Raw genomic sequence first — 15,916 nt, 5'->3', positions numbered from 1 at the left:
TACAACATGGCAGCCACTTTTCCGGGCATTTGCGCCGTGGTGCCGGCAGCCGGTTTCGGCCGCCGCATGCAAACGGAATGCCCGAAACAATATCTCTCAATCGGTAACAAAACGATTCTCGAACATGCGGTCGCCGCGCTGCTGGCGGATCCGCGCGTCCAGCGCGTGGTGATTGCCGTCAGCCCCGGCGATCGGCGCTTCAGCCAGCTGCCGCTGGCCCAGCACCCGCAAATTACCGTCGTGGATGGCGGCGCCGAGCGCGCCGATTCGGTGCTCGCCGGCCTGCAGGCGTTGCCGGAGGCGCAGTGGGTGCTGGTGCATGACGCCGCGCGCCCCTGCCTGCATCAGGATGACCTCAGCCGCCTGCTGGCACTCTGTGAAACCAGCCGCGTCGGCGGGATCCTCGCAGCGCCGGTGCGGGACACCATGAAGCGCGCCGAGCCGGGTAAAACCGCCGTCGCCCATACCGTCGATCGTAATGACCTGTGGCACGCGCTCACCCCGCAATTTTTCCCTCGCGAGCTGCTGGTGGATTGCCTCACCCGGGCGCTGAACGAGGGGGCCACCATCACCGATGAAGCCTCGGCGCTGGAGTACTGCGGCTTCCATCCGCAGCTGGTCGCCGGACGCGCTGATAATATTAAAGTGACGCGCCCGGAAGATCTGGCGCTGGCGGAATTTTACCTCACCCGTTCCCGACACCAGGAGAAAGCTTAATGCGAATTGGACATGGTTTTGACGTACACGCTTTTGGCGGTGAAGGCCCAATCATCATTGGCGGGGTACGCATTCCTTATGAAAAAGGGCTGCTGGCCCACTCCGACGGCGACGTCGCGCTGCATGCGCTGACCGATGCGCTGCTGGGCGCCGCGGCGCTCGGCGATATTGGCAAGCTGTTCCCGGATACCGATCCGGCGTTTAAAGGCGCCGACAGCCGCGAACTGCTGCGCGAAGCGTGGCGCCGCATTCAGGCCAAAGGCTATACGCTCGGCAACGTCGACGTCACCATTATCGCCCAGGCGCCGAAAATGCTGCCGCATATCCCGCAGATGCGCGTTTTTATCGCTGAAGATCTCGGCTGCCATATGGACGACGTCAACGTGAAAGCGACCACCACCGAGAAGCTGGGTTTCACCGGCCGCGGGGAAGGGATCGCCTGCGAAGCGGTCGCGCTGCTGCGTAAGGCCGACAAATGATCGCCTTTGACCAACTGACCTGGCTGCACGGCAAGCCGCAGAGCAGCGGGCTGCTGAAAGCCAATCCGGAAGATTTCCTGGTGGTGGAAGACCTGGGCTTCGCCCCGGACGGCGAAGGCGAGCACGTGCTGGTGCGGATCCTCAAAAACGGCTGCAATACGCGCTTTGTCGCCGATGCGCTGGCGAAATTCCTCAAAATCCATGCCCGTGAAGTGAGCTTCGCCGGGCAAAAAGATAAGCACGCCGTCACCGAGCAGTGGCTGTGCGCCCGGGTGCCCGGCAAAGAGATGCCGGATCTGAGCAAATTTCAGCTCGAGGGCTGCCAGGTACTGGAATATGCCCGCCATAAGCGTAAGCTGCGATTAGGCGCGCTGAAGGGCAACCAGTTTACCCTGATCCTGCGCGAGGTAAGCGATCGCCAGGAGGTGGAGACGCGTCTGCAGGCCATCGCTGAACGGGGCGTGCCGAACTATTTCGGCGCTCAGCGCTTTGGCATCGGCGGCAGCAATCTGCAGGGCGCGCTGCGCTGGGCGGAGAGCGGCGCGCCGGTGCGCGATCGCAATAAGCGCAGTTTTTGGTTGTCGGCGGCCCGCAGCGCGTTGTTTAATCAGCAAGTCAGTATTAGATTAAAAAAAACGGAATTTAATCAGGTTGTTGATGGCGATGCGCTACAATTAGCGGGGCGTGGGAGCTGGTTTGTCGTCACACCGGAAGAACTCGAGGTTTCGCAGGCGCGGGTGCATAACCGCGAACTGATGATCACGGCTGCGCTGCCGGGCAGCGGCGACTGGGGAAGCCAGCGCGACGCTCTGGCCGCCGAGCAGGCCGCCATCGCCGAGGAAACCTTGCTGCAGACACTGCTGGTGCGGGAGAAAGTCGAGGCGGCGCGCCGGGCGATGCTCCTCTATCCGCAGCAGCTGAGCTGGAACTGGTGGGATGATGTAACCGTTGAACTGCGTTTCTGGCTGCCGGCGGGCAGCTTCGCCACCAGCGTGGTCAGGGAGCTTATCAATACAACGGGTGACTATGCGAATATTGCTGAGTAACGATGACGGGATCCATGCGCCGGGGATACAGACCCTGGCGAAGGCCTTAAGGGAGTTTGCCGAGGTCCAGGTGGTTGCACCCGATCGTAACCGCAGCGGAGCTTCGAATTCGCTGACGCTGGAATCGTCACTGCGCACCTTTACCTATGAAAATGGCGATATCGCCGTCCAGATGGGGACGCCGACGGACTGCGTCTACCTTGGCGTGAACGCGCTGATGCGCCCGCGTCCGGACATCGTCGTTTCCGGAATCAACGCCGGGCCCAACCTGGGCGATGACGTCATTTACTCCGGCACCGTGGCGGCGGCGATGGAAGGCCGCCATCTGGGGTTCCCCGCGCTGGCCGTGTCGCTCAATGGCTATCAACACTACGACACCGCCGCGGCGGTGACCTGCACTCTCCTGCGCGGACTCAGCCGTGAACCGCTGCGCACCGGGCGGATCCTCAACGTCAATGTCCCGGACCTGCCCCTTGACCAGATCAAAGGTATCCGCGTGACCCGCTGCGGCAACCGCCATCCTGCCGACCAGGTGATCCCGCAAAAGGATCCGCGCGGCAATACCCTTTACTGGATTGGCCCGCCGGGCGATAAGCGCGACGCCGGGCCGGGCACCGATTTTGCGGCAGTGGATGAAGGCTATGTTTCCGTTACGCCATTGCACGTCGATTTAACCGCCCATCAGGCGCATGAGGTGGTCACCGATTGGCTGGAACGTGTCGGGGTTGACAGGCAATGGTAAGTAAACGTGTTGAAAGTTTGTTGAATCAACTGCGCACGCAGGGCATCGTCGATGAACGTGTCCTCGAGGCGATCGCGCGCGTCCCGCGCGAAAAATTTGTTGATGAAGCCTTTGAACATAAAGCGTGGGAAAACACCGCGCTGCCGATTGGCCAGGGGCAAACCATCTCCCAGCCGTACATGGTGGCGCGGATGACCGAGCTGCTGGCGCTGACGCCGGAGTCGCGGGTGCTGGAGATCGGCACCGGTTCCGGTTACCAGACGGCCATCCTGGCGCACCTGGTGCATCACGTTTGCTCGGTAGAGCGAATTAAGAGTTTACAGTGGCAGGCGCGTCGTCGCCTGAAACAACTTGATTTACATAATGTTTCAACCCGTCATGGCGATGGGTGGCAAGGTTGGCAGGCGCGGGCGCCGTTTGATGCCATTATTGTGACGGCGGCGCCGCCGGAAATACCGACCGCGCTGCTGGCGCAGCTGGATGACGACGGCGTGCTGGTACTGCCGGTCGGCGAGGAGCATCAGTTTCTCAAACGGATCCGTCGCCGGGGCAACGAATTTATCATTGATACCGTCGAGGCCGTTCGCTTTGTTCCCCTGGTGAAAGGGGAGCTGGCCTGAGACCCGGATTATTCCAGGTTTTTTTTGCCTGACTTTAGGCGTAGGGTGGACACATTTTTCAGTGTCCTGGCCGGGCGTCGCCCGGTAAGCAAGATATTGGCAGTTAACATATTCCTGGGGGATAAATGAGCGCGGGAAGCACCAAATTTACCGTCAGCCGTATTGCGGCTCTTTCACTGGTTTCACTCTGGCTGGCCGGATGTACCAACACCAATAATCCGCCTGCGCCGGTGAGCTCTGCCGGCGGTGCCGCTTCTTCCAGCACCAATTCCGGCATGTTGATTACGCCGCCATCCTCCGGCGTCCAGTCTGCTCCTCAGGCGCAGCCGATCCAGCCGGTGCAGACCCAGACTATTCAGCCGCAGCCAATGGCGCAGGAGCCGGTGCAGACGGTGAATGGCAAGATCGTATACAACCGCAAATATGGCGATATTCCGAAAGGTAGCTATACCGGCGGCAGTACCTATACGGTCAAACGCGGCGACACCCTGTTCTATATCGCCTGGGTCACCGGCAACGATTTCCGTGACCTGGCGCAACGCAACAATGTCCCGGCCCCGTACGCCCTGAACGTCGGTCAGGTGCTGCAGGTCGGCAACGCTTCAGGCCAGCCGATCACCGGTGAAAACGCCGTTTCTCAGGCCAGCGCAAGGGCGAGCGGCGGTGCGACGGCCACCACAACTTCTGCACAAAAATCGACCGCGGTGGTTGCTTCACAACCGACTATTACGTATTCTGAATCCTCAGGTGAACAAAGTGCTACCAAGATGTTGCCTAATAATAAACCAGCGACCACGACCTCGACGGTTGTCGCGCCGGTGACGGCACCTACAACGGTGAGCACAACCCAGCCGACTGCAAGCAGTACGTCAACCAGTTCGCCGATCTCATCATGGCGCTGGCCGACTGATGGCAAAGTTATTGAGAACTTTAGTGGCGCGGAAGGCGGCAATAAAGGTATCGACATTGCAGGCAGTAAAGGACAGGCTATTGTCGCGACCGCCGATGGGCGCGTCGTCTATGCCGGTAACGCACTGCGCGGCTACGGTAATCTTATTATCATCAAACATAACGATGATTACCTGAGTGCCTACGCTCATAACGATACCATGCTGGTTCGGGAGCAACAGGAAGTCAAAGCGGGGCAGAAAATCGCTACCATGGGTAGCACCGGAACCAGCTCAACAAGATTACATTTTGAAATTCGTTACAAGGGGAAATCCGTCAACCCGCTGCAGTACTTACCGCAGCGATAATTTGGCAAAGTACGGATAAGCGAAGCATTAGCTAACAGGCGCCAGGGCGGTGTCTATGCGCCTCTCGCTGAGAGGAGTAGGGGAAATCGTCCTGGCGTCTTTTGTTGATGCGCCGTGGAAGGTGCTTTGCTCAGGGATCACGGGTAGGAGCCACCTTTATGAGTCAGAATACGCTGAAAGTTCATGATTTAAATGAAGACGCGGAATTTGATGAGAACGGAATTGAGGTTTTCGACGAGAAGGCCTTAGTAGAAGAGGAACCCAGTGATAGCGATCTGGCTGAGGAAGAGCTGCTGTCGCAAGGCGCAACCCAACGCGTGCTTGACGCCACTCAGCTTTATCTTGGAGAGATTGGTTATTCCCCACTGCTGACCGCGGAAGAGGAAGTCTATTTCGCGCGTCGCGCACTGCGTGGTGATGTCGCTTCACGCCGTCGCATGATTGAAAGCAACCTGCGTCTGGTGGTGAAGATTGCCCGTCGTTACAGCAATCGTGGTCTGGCGCTGCTGGATCTGATTGAAGAAGGTAACCTCGGCCTGATCCGCGCCGTTGAGAAGTTTGACCCGGAACGTGGGTTCCGTTTTTCGACCTATGCGACCTGGTGGATCCGCCAGACCATTGAACGGGCGATCATGAACCAAACCCGTACGATCCGTTTGCCGATCCACATTGTCAAAGAGCTGAACGTCTATCTGCGTACCGCGCGCGAGTTGTCCCACAAGCTGGACCACGAGCCGAGCGCGGAAGAGATTGCCGAACAGCTGGACAAACCGGTCGATGACGTCAGCCGTATGCTGCGTCTGAACGAGCGCATCACCTCGGTGGATACCCCGCTGGGTGGCGATTCAGAAAAAGCGCTGCTGGATATTCTGGCCGATGAGAAAGAGAACGGCCCGGAAGACACCACGCAGGACGATGATATGAAACAAAGCATCGTTAAATGGCTGTTCGAACTGAACGCCAAGCAGCGTGAGGTTCTGGCGCGTCGTTTCGGTCTGCTGGGTTATGAAGCCGCCACCCTGGAAGATGTGGGCCGTGAAATTGGCCTCACTCGCGAGCGTGTGCGTCAGATCCAGGTGGAAGGTCTGCGTCGCCTGCGGGAAATTCTGCAGGGGCAAGGACTGAATATCGAAGCGCTCTTCCGCGAATAAGATCTTTTCTCTCAAAAAGGCCCCCTCGAAAGACGGGGCCTTTTTCTTTGCGCTAGCCGAGGCGGGTTTCCTGCAGATGGCGCCAGACAATTTTCCCTTCCGCTTGCTGAAAAATCACCGTCGACCAGCGTACGTTCTCACTGCCATCCGCCAGCGTTTGGCGTTCACGGTACAGCACGGCGGCGCCGTCGTGCCACTCGCTGATGATTTTCGCCTGATCCACCACAATGTGTAATTCCGGGCGGCTTGCGCCCGCCTGGTGGAAAAAACGGCTCACCGTCGGGTAGTCCATCTTCTCGCCGCTCAGAGGGATCATGGTGAATTCGGCGGCAAAGCGGCTCATCAGCGCCTCAGCGCTTCCTTCCCCCTGGCTTAACCAGCGTTCGATAAGGACATGGGCGTCGACGACTTCCTGCAGATAAGGGTTCATGACTTCTCCAGAGTAGTGTGCAGGCGATGGATAATCGCCCGATTATTCAGCCGCAGGCAAAACAGCAGCGGCAACAGGGTTATGGCGGCGGCGCAGCTAAACGCGCCCTGCCAGGCGTAGGCCGGCGGGAAGACCCTCAACAGCAGGGCGAGCAGCGCGCTGCCGGCAAAGAAGCTGAGCTGGCGGTTAAGATTCCACAGCGCGCTGGCGTCAGGCATCTCTTCGCCAGGCGTATGCAGGAAAGCGCTGCTTTGCGCGGTGCTGCTGCATAAGCTGCCTCCGCCGCCCATCAGCGTAAAGGCCAGAATCAACAGCGCCAGCGGGCTGTGCGCATCGACCTGCAGCAGCAGCAGGATCCCCGCCGCCTGTAGCAGGCAGCCGACCATCACCAGCGGCCGTGGCCCGAAGCGGTTGAAATACCTGCCGGTAAAGGTGATGGCGGCAAACGAGGCCAGCGACCACGGCACCATCAGGGCGCCAGTGGCCCCCGGCGCCATCCCGGTGACGCGTTGCAGGTAGAACATTCCCACCACGTTGACGGCAATAAACATCCCCGGTACGCAGAGATAGATCAGCATGGCGAAGCGCAGGAGAGGATCGGCCAGCAATGACAGCGGGAGAAAGCGGGTCGGCCGGACGGGAGCGGGGCTGTCGTTTAGCCATCGCGCCGCCAGCATAAAGGTAAGCAGGGCGACAGGCAGGCTGGCGAAAAAGACCCAGCGCCAGCTGAACGCCTGGACGAGCAGACCCCCGATCGCCGGCGAGCAGGCGGGCGCCAGCAGGCCGACCAGCATCACCGCCGCCGACAGCTTCGCCCGCTCCTGCGGCTGAAACAGCGGCCACGTCAGCGCCTGGCCGAGGGGGATTAACAGCCCGCCGCCCATCCCCTGCAGCGTACGCCAGAAAATCAGCTCACCCAGGCTATGGGCCAGCCCCGATGCCAGCGCGCCGAGGCTGAACAGCCCCAGCGAGAGTAAAAACAGCCGTTTTGGCCCACAGCGCTGGCTAAGCCAGGCGCTGAACGGTACGACGGCCGTCAGGCCAAGAATATAGGCATTGCTGACCCACGCCAGCTGCGAGACGGACACCGCCAGCTCGTGGCTGATAGCCGGGAAGGCAATGCTGGCGATAAACATATTGATTAGGTCGAGAAAAAAGCCGAACAGAAAAACGGTGGCAACGCGGTGGCGATAGGTCATGATTCACTCCCTCAGACAGGCGGCTACTGTAAACCCGGCGCCGCGGGGGATAAACGGGGCGAATCGGGATATACTGTCTGAATATTTTTGACAATCATCCGGACGACGATGCTAAACCTTCAGCGTGTGACCATGTTTATCGCCGTGGTGGACGCCGGCAGCTTTACCCAGGCCGCCGCGGCGCTGGGGCAGACCAAGGCGGTGGTCAGCTTTAACGTACGGCAACTGGAAAATGAGCTGGGGGTGACGCTGCTGCTGCGCTCGACGCGCCGTCTGCGGCTCACTGACGCCGGGGCGCTGTTCTATCAGCGTGGGGTGGCGCTGCTCAAAGCGGCGGAAAATCTGCAGGATGAGGTCCGGGCCAGCCATAGCGGTTTAAGCGGAGAGCTGCGGATCACCACCACGCCGGAGTATGGCGCGCAGGTCATCATCCCGGCGCTGGCGGCGTTTTCCCGTCATCATCCGGCGCTACGGGTGCGGCACGTCTCGTCCTCCCATCATGCGGATCTTATCTCCGAACGATTTGACGTGGCGATACGCCTCGGTACGCTGGCCGATTCCCGCTATCGGGCGACGCGGATAGCCAGTTTCGCGATCCTGCCCGTCGCCTCCCCGGCCTGGCTGGCGAGCCATCCGGTGCTGACGCTGTCCGATCTGGCGCAAGCTGACTGGATTATTCACGAGCGTCTGCCGGCCCCGCTGCGCTGGCTGCTGCGAACGGATGAACAGGCAGAGGTGGATTTTACGATAGTCAACGCGCCACGGTTTTCAGCCGACAGCGCCACGGCGCTGATGAGCTTTGCTCTGGCCGGATGCGGCATCGCTTTGCTGCCAGCCTGGCTGGTGGCCGGTAAACAGGCGCAGCGGGAGCTGGTGGCTGTCCTGCCGGAATACCATTTCCCGCCGCAGGGAGTGTATGCCCTTTATCCCGATGCGCAGCATATGCCGACCCGGGTGCGGACGTTTATCGACTTCCTGCGCGAGCAGCTCGGCTAGGCGCTTGCTCAGGGAACCATCATTTTACGCACCAGCCGGGAGAACTGTTCGCGTTCATCATCGCTCAGGCGGCCAAGAAACTCGTCATCGACCTCATTGCCTTGCGGAATGGAACGGTTAAGCAGCGCCTCGCCTTCGTCGGTCAGATAGACAAAACGGCGGCGTTTATCGGCCGGATCGTGCTCCCGGCGCACCAGGCCGCGCGCTTCCATCCGGCTGAGCATCTCCGCCAGCGTGGCCTTCGTACTGACCGCCGCTTCAATCAGCACCACCTGTTCGATCCCCGGCTGCTCCGCAACCGAGCGCATCACCGCATACTGAGGCTTAGTCAGGTCCGGTAACGCCTGCTGCCAGCGGGCGGTATGTTGTTGAAAAAGCTGTCGCAGCAGGTGGAATGCTTCGTTTCGTAACTCCATGGATACTCCGTAACAAAACTGTCACCTCTATGATAGCCGTTCGTACGCCTTTTTATAACTTTTCCCTGTTTGATTAAAAATGCGCACGTACACGAACGATCTTGTCATTCGGCTCAGGAGAGGGTAATTTAAGCATAAAGTTCGTGTACGAACAAATTGAATGAGGTCTGGAATGAAACTGATTGTTGGGATGACGGGGGCCACCGGGGCTCCGCTTGGGGTGGCATTACTGCAGGCGCTGCGCGATATGCCGGAGGTGGAAACCCATCTGGTGATGTCGAAGTGGGCCAAAACCACCATCGAGCTGGAAACGCCCTGGACGGCACGGGAAGTGGCCGCGCTGGCGGACTTTTCCCACAGCCCGGCCGACCAGGCCGCCACCATCTCATCAGGTTCATTTCGTACCGACGGCATGATCGTGATTCCCTGCAGTATGAAAACGCTGGCAGGCATTCGCGCAGGCTATGCTGAGGGGCTGGTGGGACGCGCGGCGGACGTGGTGCTTAAAGAGGGGCGCAAGCTGGTGCTGGTCCCGCGGGAAATGCCGCTCAGCACGATCCATCTGGAGAACATGCTGGCGCTGTCCCGTATGGGCGTGGCGATGGTGCCGCCGATGCCGGCTTACTATAACCACCCGGAGACGGTTGACGATATCACCAACCACATTGTGACCCGGGTGCTGGATCAGTTTGGCCTCGACTATCACAAAGCGCGCCGCTGGAACGGCTTGCGCACGGCAGAACAATTAGCACAGGAGATCGAATAATGGCTTTTGATGATTTGCGCAGCTTTTTGCAGGCGCTGGATGACCAGGGACAACTGCTGAAAATCAGTGAGGAGGTGAACGCTGAGCCAGACCTGGCGGCGGCAGCCAATGCCACCGGACGCATCGGCGACGGCGCCCCGGCGCTGTGGTTCGATAATATTCGCGGCTTTACCGACGCCCGGGTGACGATGAACACCATCGGCTCGTGGCAGAACCATGCCATCTCGCTGGGCCTGCCGCCCAACACGCCGGTGAAAAAGCAGATTGATGAATTCATCCGCCGTTGGGATAACTTCCCGGTGACGCCAGAGCGCCGCGCCAACCCGGCATGGGCGGAAAACACCGTGGATGGCGATGATATCAACCTGTTCGATATTCTGCCGCTGTTCCGCCTCAACGATGGCGACGGCGGGTTCTACCTCGACAAAGCCTGTGTCGTTTCGCGCGATCCGCTTGACCCTGACAACTTCGGTAAGCAAAACGTCGGTATCTACCGTATGGAAGTGAAAGGCAAGCGTAAGCTCGGCCTGCAGCCGGTGCCGATGCACGATATCGCCCTGCATCTGCATAAAGCGGAAGAGCGCGGGGAAGACCTGCCGATCGCCATTACCCTCGGTAACGACCCGATTATCACCCTGATGGGCGCCACGCCGCTGAAATACGATCAGTCAGAATATGAAATGGCCGGCGCGCTGCGCGAGAGCCCGTATCCCATCGCCACCGCGCCGCTGACCGGCTTTGACGTGCCCTGGGGTTCGGAAGTGATCCTCGAAGGGGTGATTGAAGGCCGTAAGCGTGAGATAGAGGGGCCGTTCGGTGAGTTTACCGGCCACTACTCCGGCGGTCGTAACATGACGGTAGTGCGCATCGACAAAGTCTCGTATCGCAGCAAACCGATTTTTGAATCGCTCTATCTCGGTATGCCGTGGACCGAAATCGACTATCTGATGGGCCCGGCCACCTGCGTGCCGCTGTATCAGCAGCTGAAGGCAGAGTTCCCGGAAGTGCAGGCGGTCAACGCTATGTACACCCACGGTCTGCTGGCGATTATCTCCACCAAAAAACGCTACGGCGGTTTTGCCCGCGCGGTGGGTTTGCGGGCGATGACCACTCCCCACGGCCTCGGCTATGTGAAGATGGTGATCATGGTTGATGAAGACGTTGACCCGTTCAACCTGCCGCAGGTGATGTGGGCGCTCTCCTCGAAGGTTAACCCGGCGGGAGACCTGGTGCAGTTGCCGAACATGTCGGTCCTTGAACTTGACCCAGGCTCCAGCCCGGCGGGCATCACCGACAAGCTAATTATCGACGCCACCACCCCGGTTGCGCCGGACCTTCGCGGCCACTACAGCCAGCCGGTGCAGGATCTGCCGGAAACCAAAGCCTGGGCTGAAAAACTGACCGCTATGCTGGCCAACCGTAAATAAGGAGAAGAAGATGATTTGTCCACGTTGCGCCGATGAAAAGATTGACGTCATGGCGAAATCGCCGGTGAAAGGAGTCTGGACGGTGTATCAGTGCCAGCACTGTCTGTATACCTGGCGGGATACCGAGCCGCTGCGCCGCACCAGCCGTGAGCACTATCCCGAAGCGTTCCGGATGACGCAGAAAGATATTGATGAGGCGCCGCAGGTGCCGCACGTCCCGCCGCTATTGTCGGAAGATAAGCGTTAATGAAAAGAGCCCGCTAAGGGCTTATCCTGTTAAGGTTATTTTACCTGCCATTTTAAAACTGGGTCGTGCGCAAACTGCCTGCGACCATCACGCCGACTGGGATAATCTCTCCGTCGGCTTTTTTATATTTCGCAAAATAATAAATTTTATTTATTCATTAAATCCAGAAATTATGTAAAGGAGTAATATAATGAGGCGACTTTGCGAGTCGGCTTCCAGATTATTATAAAATCCGTCTGATTAATTCCTTGCAGATAAATTTCACGCCCTGACGAGTATAGAATAGCGGCGGGTGCTTGAGGCTGTCTGGCCTTGAGCAAGACCAGGACCCCAGACAGACGAAAGCCCCAGGAGATATTTCTATCAACTGAGGCTAGCGAATGAACATAGACAATTCAGATGTTAGTCTCTTCTTTGCAGGGAGGCAAGATATGCTGACAAAATATGCCCTTGTGGCAATCGTCGTACTCTGTATTACGGTACTGGGATTTACGCTGTTGGTGCACAGCTCGCTATGCGAGCTGAGTATTAAAGAGCGTAGTATTGAGTTTAAAGCTGTTCTCGCTTACGAATCGAAGAAGTAGCATCCGCGCGGGGGCAACCCCGCGTATTGGTTGTCAGGACGCATCCTCTTGCACCCATTTTTAGTTTGTTAAAACGGCAGCGCTGAGCGGCGCTGCCGTTTTTCACCTTAATGGGGCGCTAGACCAGACTTTTCAGACGGTAGATCCACTCCAGCGCCTGACGCGGGGTCAGGGAGTCCGGATCAAGATTCTCCAGCGCCTCAACCGCAGGCGAGGTCTCTTCCGGAGCGGCGAGCAGCGACATCTGCGTGCCGTCGACCTGGGTCGCCGCCGCGTTGGGCGAGATACTCTCCAGCTCGCGCAGTTTCTGCCGCGCGCGCTTGATCACCTCTTTCGGCACCCCGGCCAGCGCGGCGACCGCCAGGCCGTAGCTCTTGCTGGCCGCGCCATCCTGCACGCTGTGCATAAAGGCGATGGTGTCGCCATGCTCCAGCGCGTCGAGATGGACGTTGGCGACGCCTTCCATTTTCTCCGGCAGCTGAGTGAGCTCGAAGTAGTGGGTGGCGAACAGCGTCAGCGCCTTGATTTTGTTGGCGAGATTTTCCGCACAGGCCCATGCCAGCGACAGACCGTCGTAGGTGGACGTACCGCGGCCAATCTCATCCATCAGCACCAGGCTGTGTTCAGTGGCGTTGTGCAGGATATTGGCGGTTTCAGTCATCTCCACCATAAAGGTCGAGCGGCCGCTGGCCAGGTCATCCGCCGCGCCGACGCGGGTAAAGATGCGATCGATGGGGCCTATCTCCACCTTCTGCGCCGGGACGTAGCTGCCGATATAGGCCAGCAGCGCAATCAGCGCGGTCTGGCGCATATAGGTACTTTTACCGCCCATGTTCGGCCCGGTGATGATCAGCATCCGCCGCTGCGGCGCCAGCTGCAGCGGGTTGGCGATAAACGGCTCTTTCAGCACCTGCTCGACCACCGGATGGCGGCCTTCGCTGATGCGAATGCCCGGCTTATCGCTAAAGGTCGGGCAGCAGTAGTTGAGGGTTTCCGCGCGTTCCGCCAGGTTGACCAGCACGTCCAGCTCGGCCAGCGCGCTGGCGCTCGCCTGCAGGTCGGCAAGGTGCGGCAGCAGCAGGTCGAACAGTTCGTCATAAAGCTGCTTTTCCAGCGCCAGCGCTTTGCCCTTGGAGGTCAGCACCTTATCTTCGTATTCCTTCAGCTCAGGAATAATATAGCGTTCGGCGTTTTTCAGCGTCTGGCGACGCACGTAGTGGATCGGCGCGAGGTGGCTCTGGCCGCGGCTGATCTGGATGTAGTAGCCGTGGACGGCGTTGTAGCCGACCTTCAGGGTGTCGAGGCCCAGCCGCTCGCGCTCGCGGATCTCCAGCTTATCGAGATAATCGGTGGCGCCATCGGCCAGCGCCCGCCACTCGTCCAGCTCTGCGCTGTAGCCTGGAGCGATGACCCCGCCGTCGCGGACCAGCACCGGCGGGGCGTCGATCACCGCGCGCTCCAGCAGTTCGCGCAGTTCGCTAAACTCGCCCATTTTTTCGCGCAATTTTTGCACCGGCTGACTGTCAACGTCAGCCAGCTGCTCGCGCAGCAGGGGCAACTGCTGCAGGGCATGACGCATGCGGGCTAAATCGCGTGGACGGGCGGTACGCAGCGCCAGACGCGCCAGAATACGTTCCAGATCGCCAACCTGGCGCAGTACCGGCTGCAGCTCGGTATAGCGCTCCTGCAGCGCGCCGATGGTCTGCTGGCGCTCCACCAGCACGGCGGTATCGCGGACCGGCATATGCAGCCAGCGCTTGAGCATCCGGCTGCCCATCGGCGTCACCGTACAGTCGAGTACCGAGGCCAGAGTGTTATCGGTGCCGCCGGCGAGATTCTGGGTGATCTCGAGGTTACGGCGGGTGGCGGCATCCATGATGATGCTGTCCTGCTGGCGCTCCATGGTGATGGAGCGAATATGCGGCAGCGAGGTGCGCTGGGTGTCTTTGACATACTGCAGCAGGCAGCCGGCGGCGCACAGGCCGCGGGGGGCGTTTTCCACGCCGAAGCCGACCAGATCGCGGGTGCCGAACTGCAGGTTAAGCTGCTGGCGCGCGGTGTCGATTTCAAATTCCCACAGCGGGCGACGGCGCAGGCCGCGGCGGCCTTCGATCAGCGACGATTCGGCAAAATCTTCCGCATACAGCAGCTCCGCCGGATTAGTGCGCTGCAGCTCTGCCGCCATGGTTTCGCGGTCGGCCGGTTCGCTCAGGCGGAAGCGGCCGGAGCTGATGTCCAGCGTTGCGTAGCCAAAGCCTTTGCTGTCCTGCCAGATGGCGGCCAGCAGGTTGTCCTGACGCTCCTGCAGCAGCGCTTCATCGCTGATGGTGCCCGGCGTGACGATACGCACCACTTTACGCTCGACCGGCCCTTTGGTGGTGGCCGGGTCGCCTATCTGCTCGCAAATAGCTACCGACTCGCCCTGATTAACCAGTTTCGCAAGATAGTTTTCCACCGCGTGGTGGGGGATGCCGGCCATGGGAATGGGTTCGCCCGCGGAGGCGCCGCGTTTGGTCAGCGAGATATCGAGCAGCTGCGACGCGCGTTTCGCATCGTCATAAAACAGCTCGTAAAAATCCCCCATCCGGTAAAACAGCAGAATGTCAGGATGTTGCGCCTTCAGCTTGAGATACTGCTGCATCATCGGCGTGTGGGCGTCGAGATTGTCAATTGTGCTCATGGGGTGTTATCCAGATCCCTGATTTGAAATAGCTGCGATTTTGTTGTTTTCGTCGTTATCACATGGATGAGACATGATAACGGAGATGGGCAGGCGAGGGAAACTGACGAAGGCGCGCGGCGCGATCCGGATTCCAGTTGCAGAGGGGGATGAGTCATCACAAGCCAGCATCAGGATGTGCAGTTACCGGTTCAAAAAAGCCCTATCCGATATTTCCCTGGATAAGCCTTAACGGCAGCAGTTAGCAACGATCCTTGATATACTGAAACCATCAGGTGAATGAAAAGGGAGATGCCATGAGTCACAACAAAAAAGATCAGGCCACATACGCCAGACCTTCCCGCGCTGACATCGTTCGTTCTGTTGCGACATCAACCGCGGTCGAGACAGGGCAACCCTCAGCCAGAGTTGAAGAGAGTCTTGAAGCCGCGCGCAAAAAATATGCGCATCTTCGTCTTGCCTAATCCCTTCTTAAGGCCATGCTGACCCAGTGTTTCATCGGTCGATAGTCCAGAGTCAAACCTGCATGGATAGCCGATATATACTGGGTTTTGTTTTGTTCCCAGCTTTGATAATTCAGCGGTTTATAGCCAGCCTGCACCGCCATCACATCAGCTAATAATCGTGATAAACGCCCGTTACCCTCTCTGAATGGATGGATGAGGATCAATTCAACATGTGTGACTGCGATAGCTTCTGTGAGCTGCAATTCACTCATGCCTGAACAAGGCGTATAATGAGCAAGGTATTTCTTATCAAAATCGTTTAGCAGTTTAGCCAGCTGTGTTGAAGGGGCGAACATAAAATCGCCTTTGCTGATATTGACCGTTCTTTCCTGGCCTGCCCATGCATAGATATTGCCTAACCAGCGATAATGCCACTTTTTCAGGATATTGACGTTGAGCAATCCGGTTGGAAAGTGTTCCTCAAAAACCGAGCGATAAAGTTGTTCCAGCAGTACCAGTTCTACGCTATCCATCTCATTTGCGTCAGCAATCCCGAGTTTATTAGCCAAAACCCGTTCACCTGAATTTTTCTCATACTGGCCTTCGCTGCCAGCAACTGTGTATCGGCTCATGGGGACCCTCAAAAGGGAACGCTGATAGATATGAAAGTATAATGCTCATCAGCTTTTGCGGTGTAATACCGAACGCGCGCGG

The 15,916-nt window shown here is 58.8% G+C and carries 18 protein-coding genes; 13 read left to right on the top strand and 5 right to left on the bottom strand.

Translation table 11 applies throughout. The features are described 5' to 3' along the window. Positions 1–6: 6 nt before the first annotated feature. The 7 genes from ispD (at position 7) to rpoS (ending at position 6,011) form a co-directional block, all read left to right on the top strand. On the top strand, positions 7–717 hold the full coding sequence (gene ispD / locus ABLV04_RS05260; protein WP_017899180.1) for a 2-C-methyl-D-erythritol 4-phosphate cytidylyltransferase: 711 nt from the start codon (positions 7–9) through the stop codon (positions 715–717). Beyond that, positions 717–1,196, top strand: coding sequence for a 2-C-methyl-D-erythritol 2,4-cyclodiphosphate synthase (ispF, locus tag ABLV04_RS05255; RefSeq protein WP_004181093.1), 480 nt, complete (start codon positions 717–719; stop codon positions 1,194–1,196). Before ispD ends, ispF begins: the two co-directional genes overlap by 1 nt. Then, a complete protein-coding gene (gene truD / locus ABLV04_RS05250) occupies positions 1,193–2,242 on the top strand; it encodes a tRNA pseudouridine(13) synthase TruD (protein ID WP_032453903.1) in 1,050 nt (349 codons plus the stop codon). The genes ispF and truD overlap by 4 nt, the downstream gene beginning before the upstream one ends. Then, the gene (gene surE, locus ABLV04_RS05245; RefSeq protein WP_004205600.1) at positions 2,223–2,984 is read left to right on the top strand and encodes a 5'/3'-nucleotidase SurE; all 762 of its coding nucleotides are present in this window, start codon (positions 2,223–2,225) and stop codon (positions 2,982–2,984) included. Before truD ends, surE begins: the two co-directional genes overlap by 20 nt. Continuing rightward, complete coding sequence (locus ABLV04_RS05240) at positions 2,978–3,604, top strand: protein-L-isoaspartate(D-aspartate) O-methyltransferase (RefSeq protein ID WP_023290820.1); 627 nt, start codon at positions 2,978–2,980, stop codon at positions 3,602–3,604. Before surE ends, ABLV04_RS05240 begins: the two co-directional genes overlap by 7 nt. A 125-nt stretch (positions 3,605–3,729) precedes the next feature. Continuing rightward, complete coding sequence (gene nlpD, locus ABLV04_RS05235; protein WP_023290819.1) at positions 3,730–4,860, top strand: murein hydrolase activator NlpD; 1,131 nt, start codon at positions 3,730–3,732, stop codon at positions 4,858–4,860. A 158-nt stretch (positions 4,861–5,018) separates the two neighbouring features. Further along, positions 5,019–6,011, top strand: coding sequence for an RNA polymerase sigma factor RpoS (rpoS, locus tag ABLV04_RS05230; RefSeq protein WP_002915106.1), 993 nt, complete (start codon positions 5,019–5,021; stop codon positions 6,009–6,011). Between the two features lie 52 nt (positions 6,012–6,063). Here rpoS and ABLV04_RS05225 read toward each other — a convergent pair whose 3' ends face one another. Together ABLV04_RS05225 and ABLV04_RS05220 are read right to left on the bottom strand one after the other, a co-directional pair. Beyond that, on the bottom strand, positions 6,064–6,441 hold the full coding sequence (locus ABLV04_RS05225) for a DUF4440 domain-containing protein (RefSeq protein ID WP_147733564.1): 378 nt from the start codon (positions 6,439–6,441) through the stop codon (positions 6,064–6,066). Next, positions 6,438–7,640 (bottom strand): MFS transporter, encoded by a 1,203-nt coding sequence (locus tag ABLV04_RS05220; RefSeq protein WP_110243428.1) that lies wholly within the window; start codon positions 7,638–7,640, stop codon positions 6,438–6,440. Before ABLV04_RS05220 ends, ABLV04_RS05225 begins: the two co-directional genes overlap by 4 nt. Before the next feature lie 108 nt (positions 7,641–7,748). Here ABLV04_RS05220 and ABLV04_RS05215 point away from each other — a divergent pair, with 108 nt between their 5' ends. Then, complete coding sequence (locus tag ABLV04_RS05215; protein WP_147733566.1) at positions 7,749–8,636, top strand: LysR family transcriptional regulator; 888 nt, start codon at positions 7,749–7,751, stop codon at positions 8,634–8,636. Positions 8,637–8,644: 8 nt separating this feature from the next. On the opposite strand, the gene ABLV04_RS05210 is transcribed toward ABLV04_RS05215, so the two are convergent. Next, the gene (locus ABLV04_RS05210; RefSeq protein WP_023290815.1) at positions 8,645–9,052 is read right to left on the bottom strand and encodes a MarR family transcriptional regulator; all 408 of its coding nucleotides are present in this window, start codon (positions 9,050–9,052) and stop codon (positions 8,645–8,647) included. Between the two features lie 172 nt (positions 9,053–9,224). Between ABLV04_RS05210 and ABLV04_RS05205 the strand changes: the two genes are divergently transcribed. The 4 genes from ABLV04_RS05205 to ABLV04_RS05190 all read left to right on the top strand — a co-directional run bounded on the left by ABLV04_RS05205 (position 9,225) and on the right by ABLV04_RS05190 (position 12,076). Then, positions 9,225–9,818, top strand: coding sequence for a non-oxidative hydroxyarylic acid decarboxylases subunit B (locus ABLV04_RS05205; RefSeq protein ID WP_023290814.1), 594 nt, complete (start codon positions 9,225–9,227; stop codon positions 9,816–9,818). Next, on the top strand, positions 9,818–11,245 hold the full coding sequence (locus ABLV04_RS05200; protein WP_004205612.1) for a non-oxidative hydroxyarylic acid decarboxylases subunit C: 1,428 nt from the start codon (positions 9,818–9,820) through the stop codon (positions 11,243–11,245). The genes ABLV04_RS05205 and ABLV04_RS05200 overlap by 1 nt, the downstream gene beginning before the upstream one ends. A 10-nt stretch (positions 11,246–11,255) precedes the next feature. Then, positions 11,256–11,492 (top strand): non-oxidative hydroxyarylic acid decarboxylases subunit D, encoded by a 237-nt coding sequence (locus ABLV04_RS05195; protein WP_032453899.1) that lies wholly within the window; start codon positions 11,256–11,258, stop codon positions 11,490–11,492. Between the two features lie 431 nt (positions 11,493–11,923). Further along, the gene (locus ABLV04_RS05190; RefSeq protein ID WP_147733567.1) at positions 11,924–12,076 is read left to right on the top strand and encodes a Hok/Gef family protein; all 153 of its coding nucleotides are present in this window, start codon (positions 11,924–11,926) and stop codon (positions 12,074–12,076) included. Positions 12,077–12,194: 118 nt separating this feature from the next. Here the strand turns inward: ABLV04_RS05190 and mutS are convergent, their stop codons facing one another. Further along, positions 12,195–14,756 (bottom strand): DNA mismatch repair protein MutS, encoded by a 2,562-nt coding sequence (gene mutS / locus ABLV04_RS05185; protein WP_043520744.1) that lies wholly within the window; start codon positions 14,754–14,756, stop codon positions 12,195–12,197. Between the two features lie 296 nt (positions 14,757–15,052). Between mutS and ABLV04_RS05180 the strand changes: the two genes are divergently transcribed. Continuing rightward, positions 15,053–15,220, top strand: coding sequence for a hypothetical protein (locus tag ABLV04_RS05180; RefSeq protein WP_162838135.1), 168 nt, complete (start codon positions 15,053–15,055; stop codon positions 15,218–15,220). Here the strand turns inward: ABLV04_RS05180 and ABLV04_RS05175 are convergent. Next, positions 15,217–15,834: a Fic family protein gene (locus ABLV04_RS05175; RefSeq protein WP_147733569.1), complete on the bottom strand. Its 618-nt coding sequence runs from the start codon at positions 15,832–15,834 to the stop codon at positions 15,217–15,219. The genes ABLV04_RS05180 and ABLV04_RS05175 overlap by 4 nt on opposite strands. Positions 15,835–15,916 lie beyond the last annotated feature (82 nt).

Source organism: Klebsiella sp. JN_Kp127, from assembly GCF_040062505.1.
In the GTDB taxonomy this organism is placed as follows: domain Bacteria; phylum Pseudomonadota; class Gammaproteobacteria; order Enterobacterales; family Enterobacteriaceae; genus Klebsiella; species Klebsiella quasipneumoniae.
The sequence above is the reverse complement of the archived record's forward strand: the minus strand, read 5'-3'. Positions and strand labels throughout refer to the sequence as shown.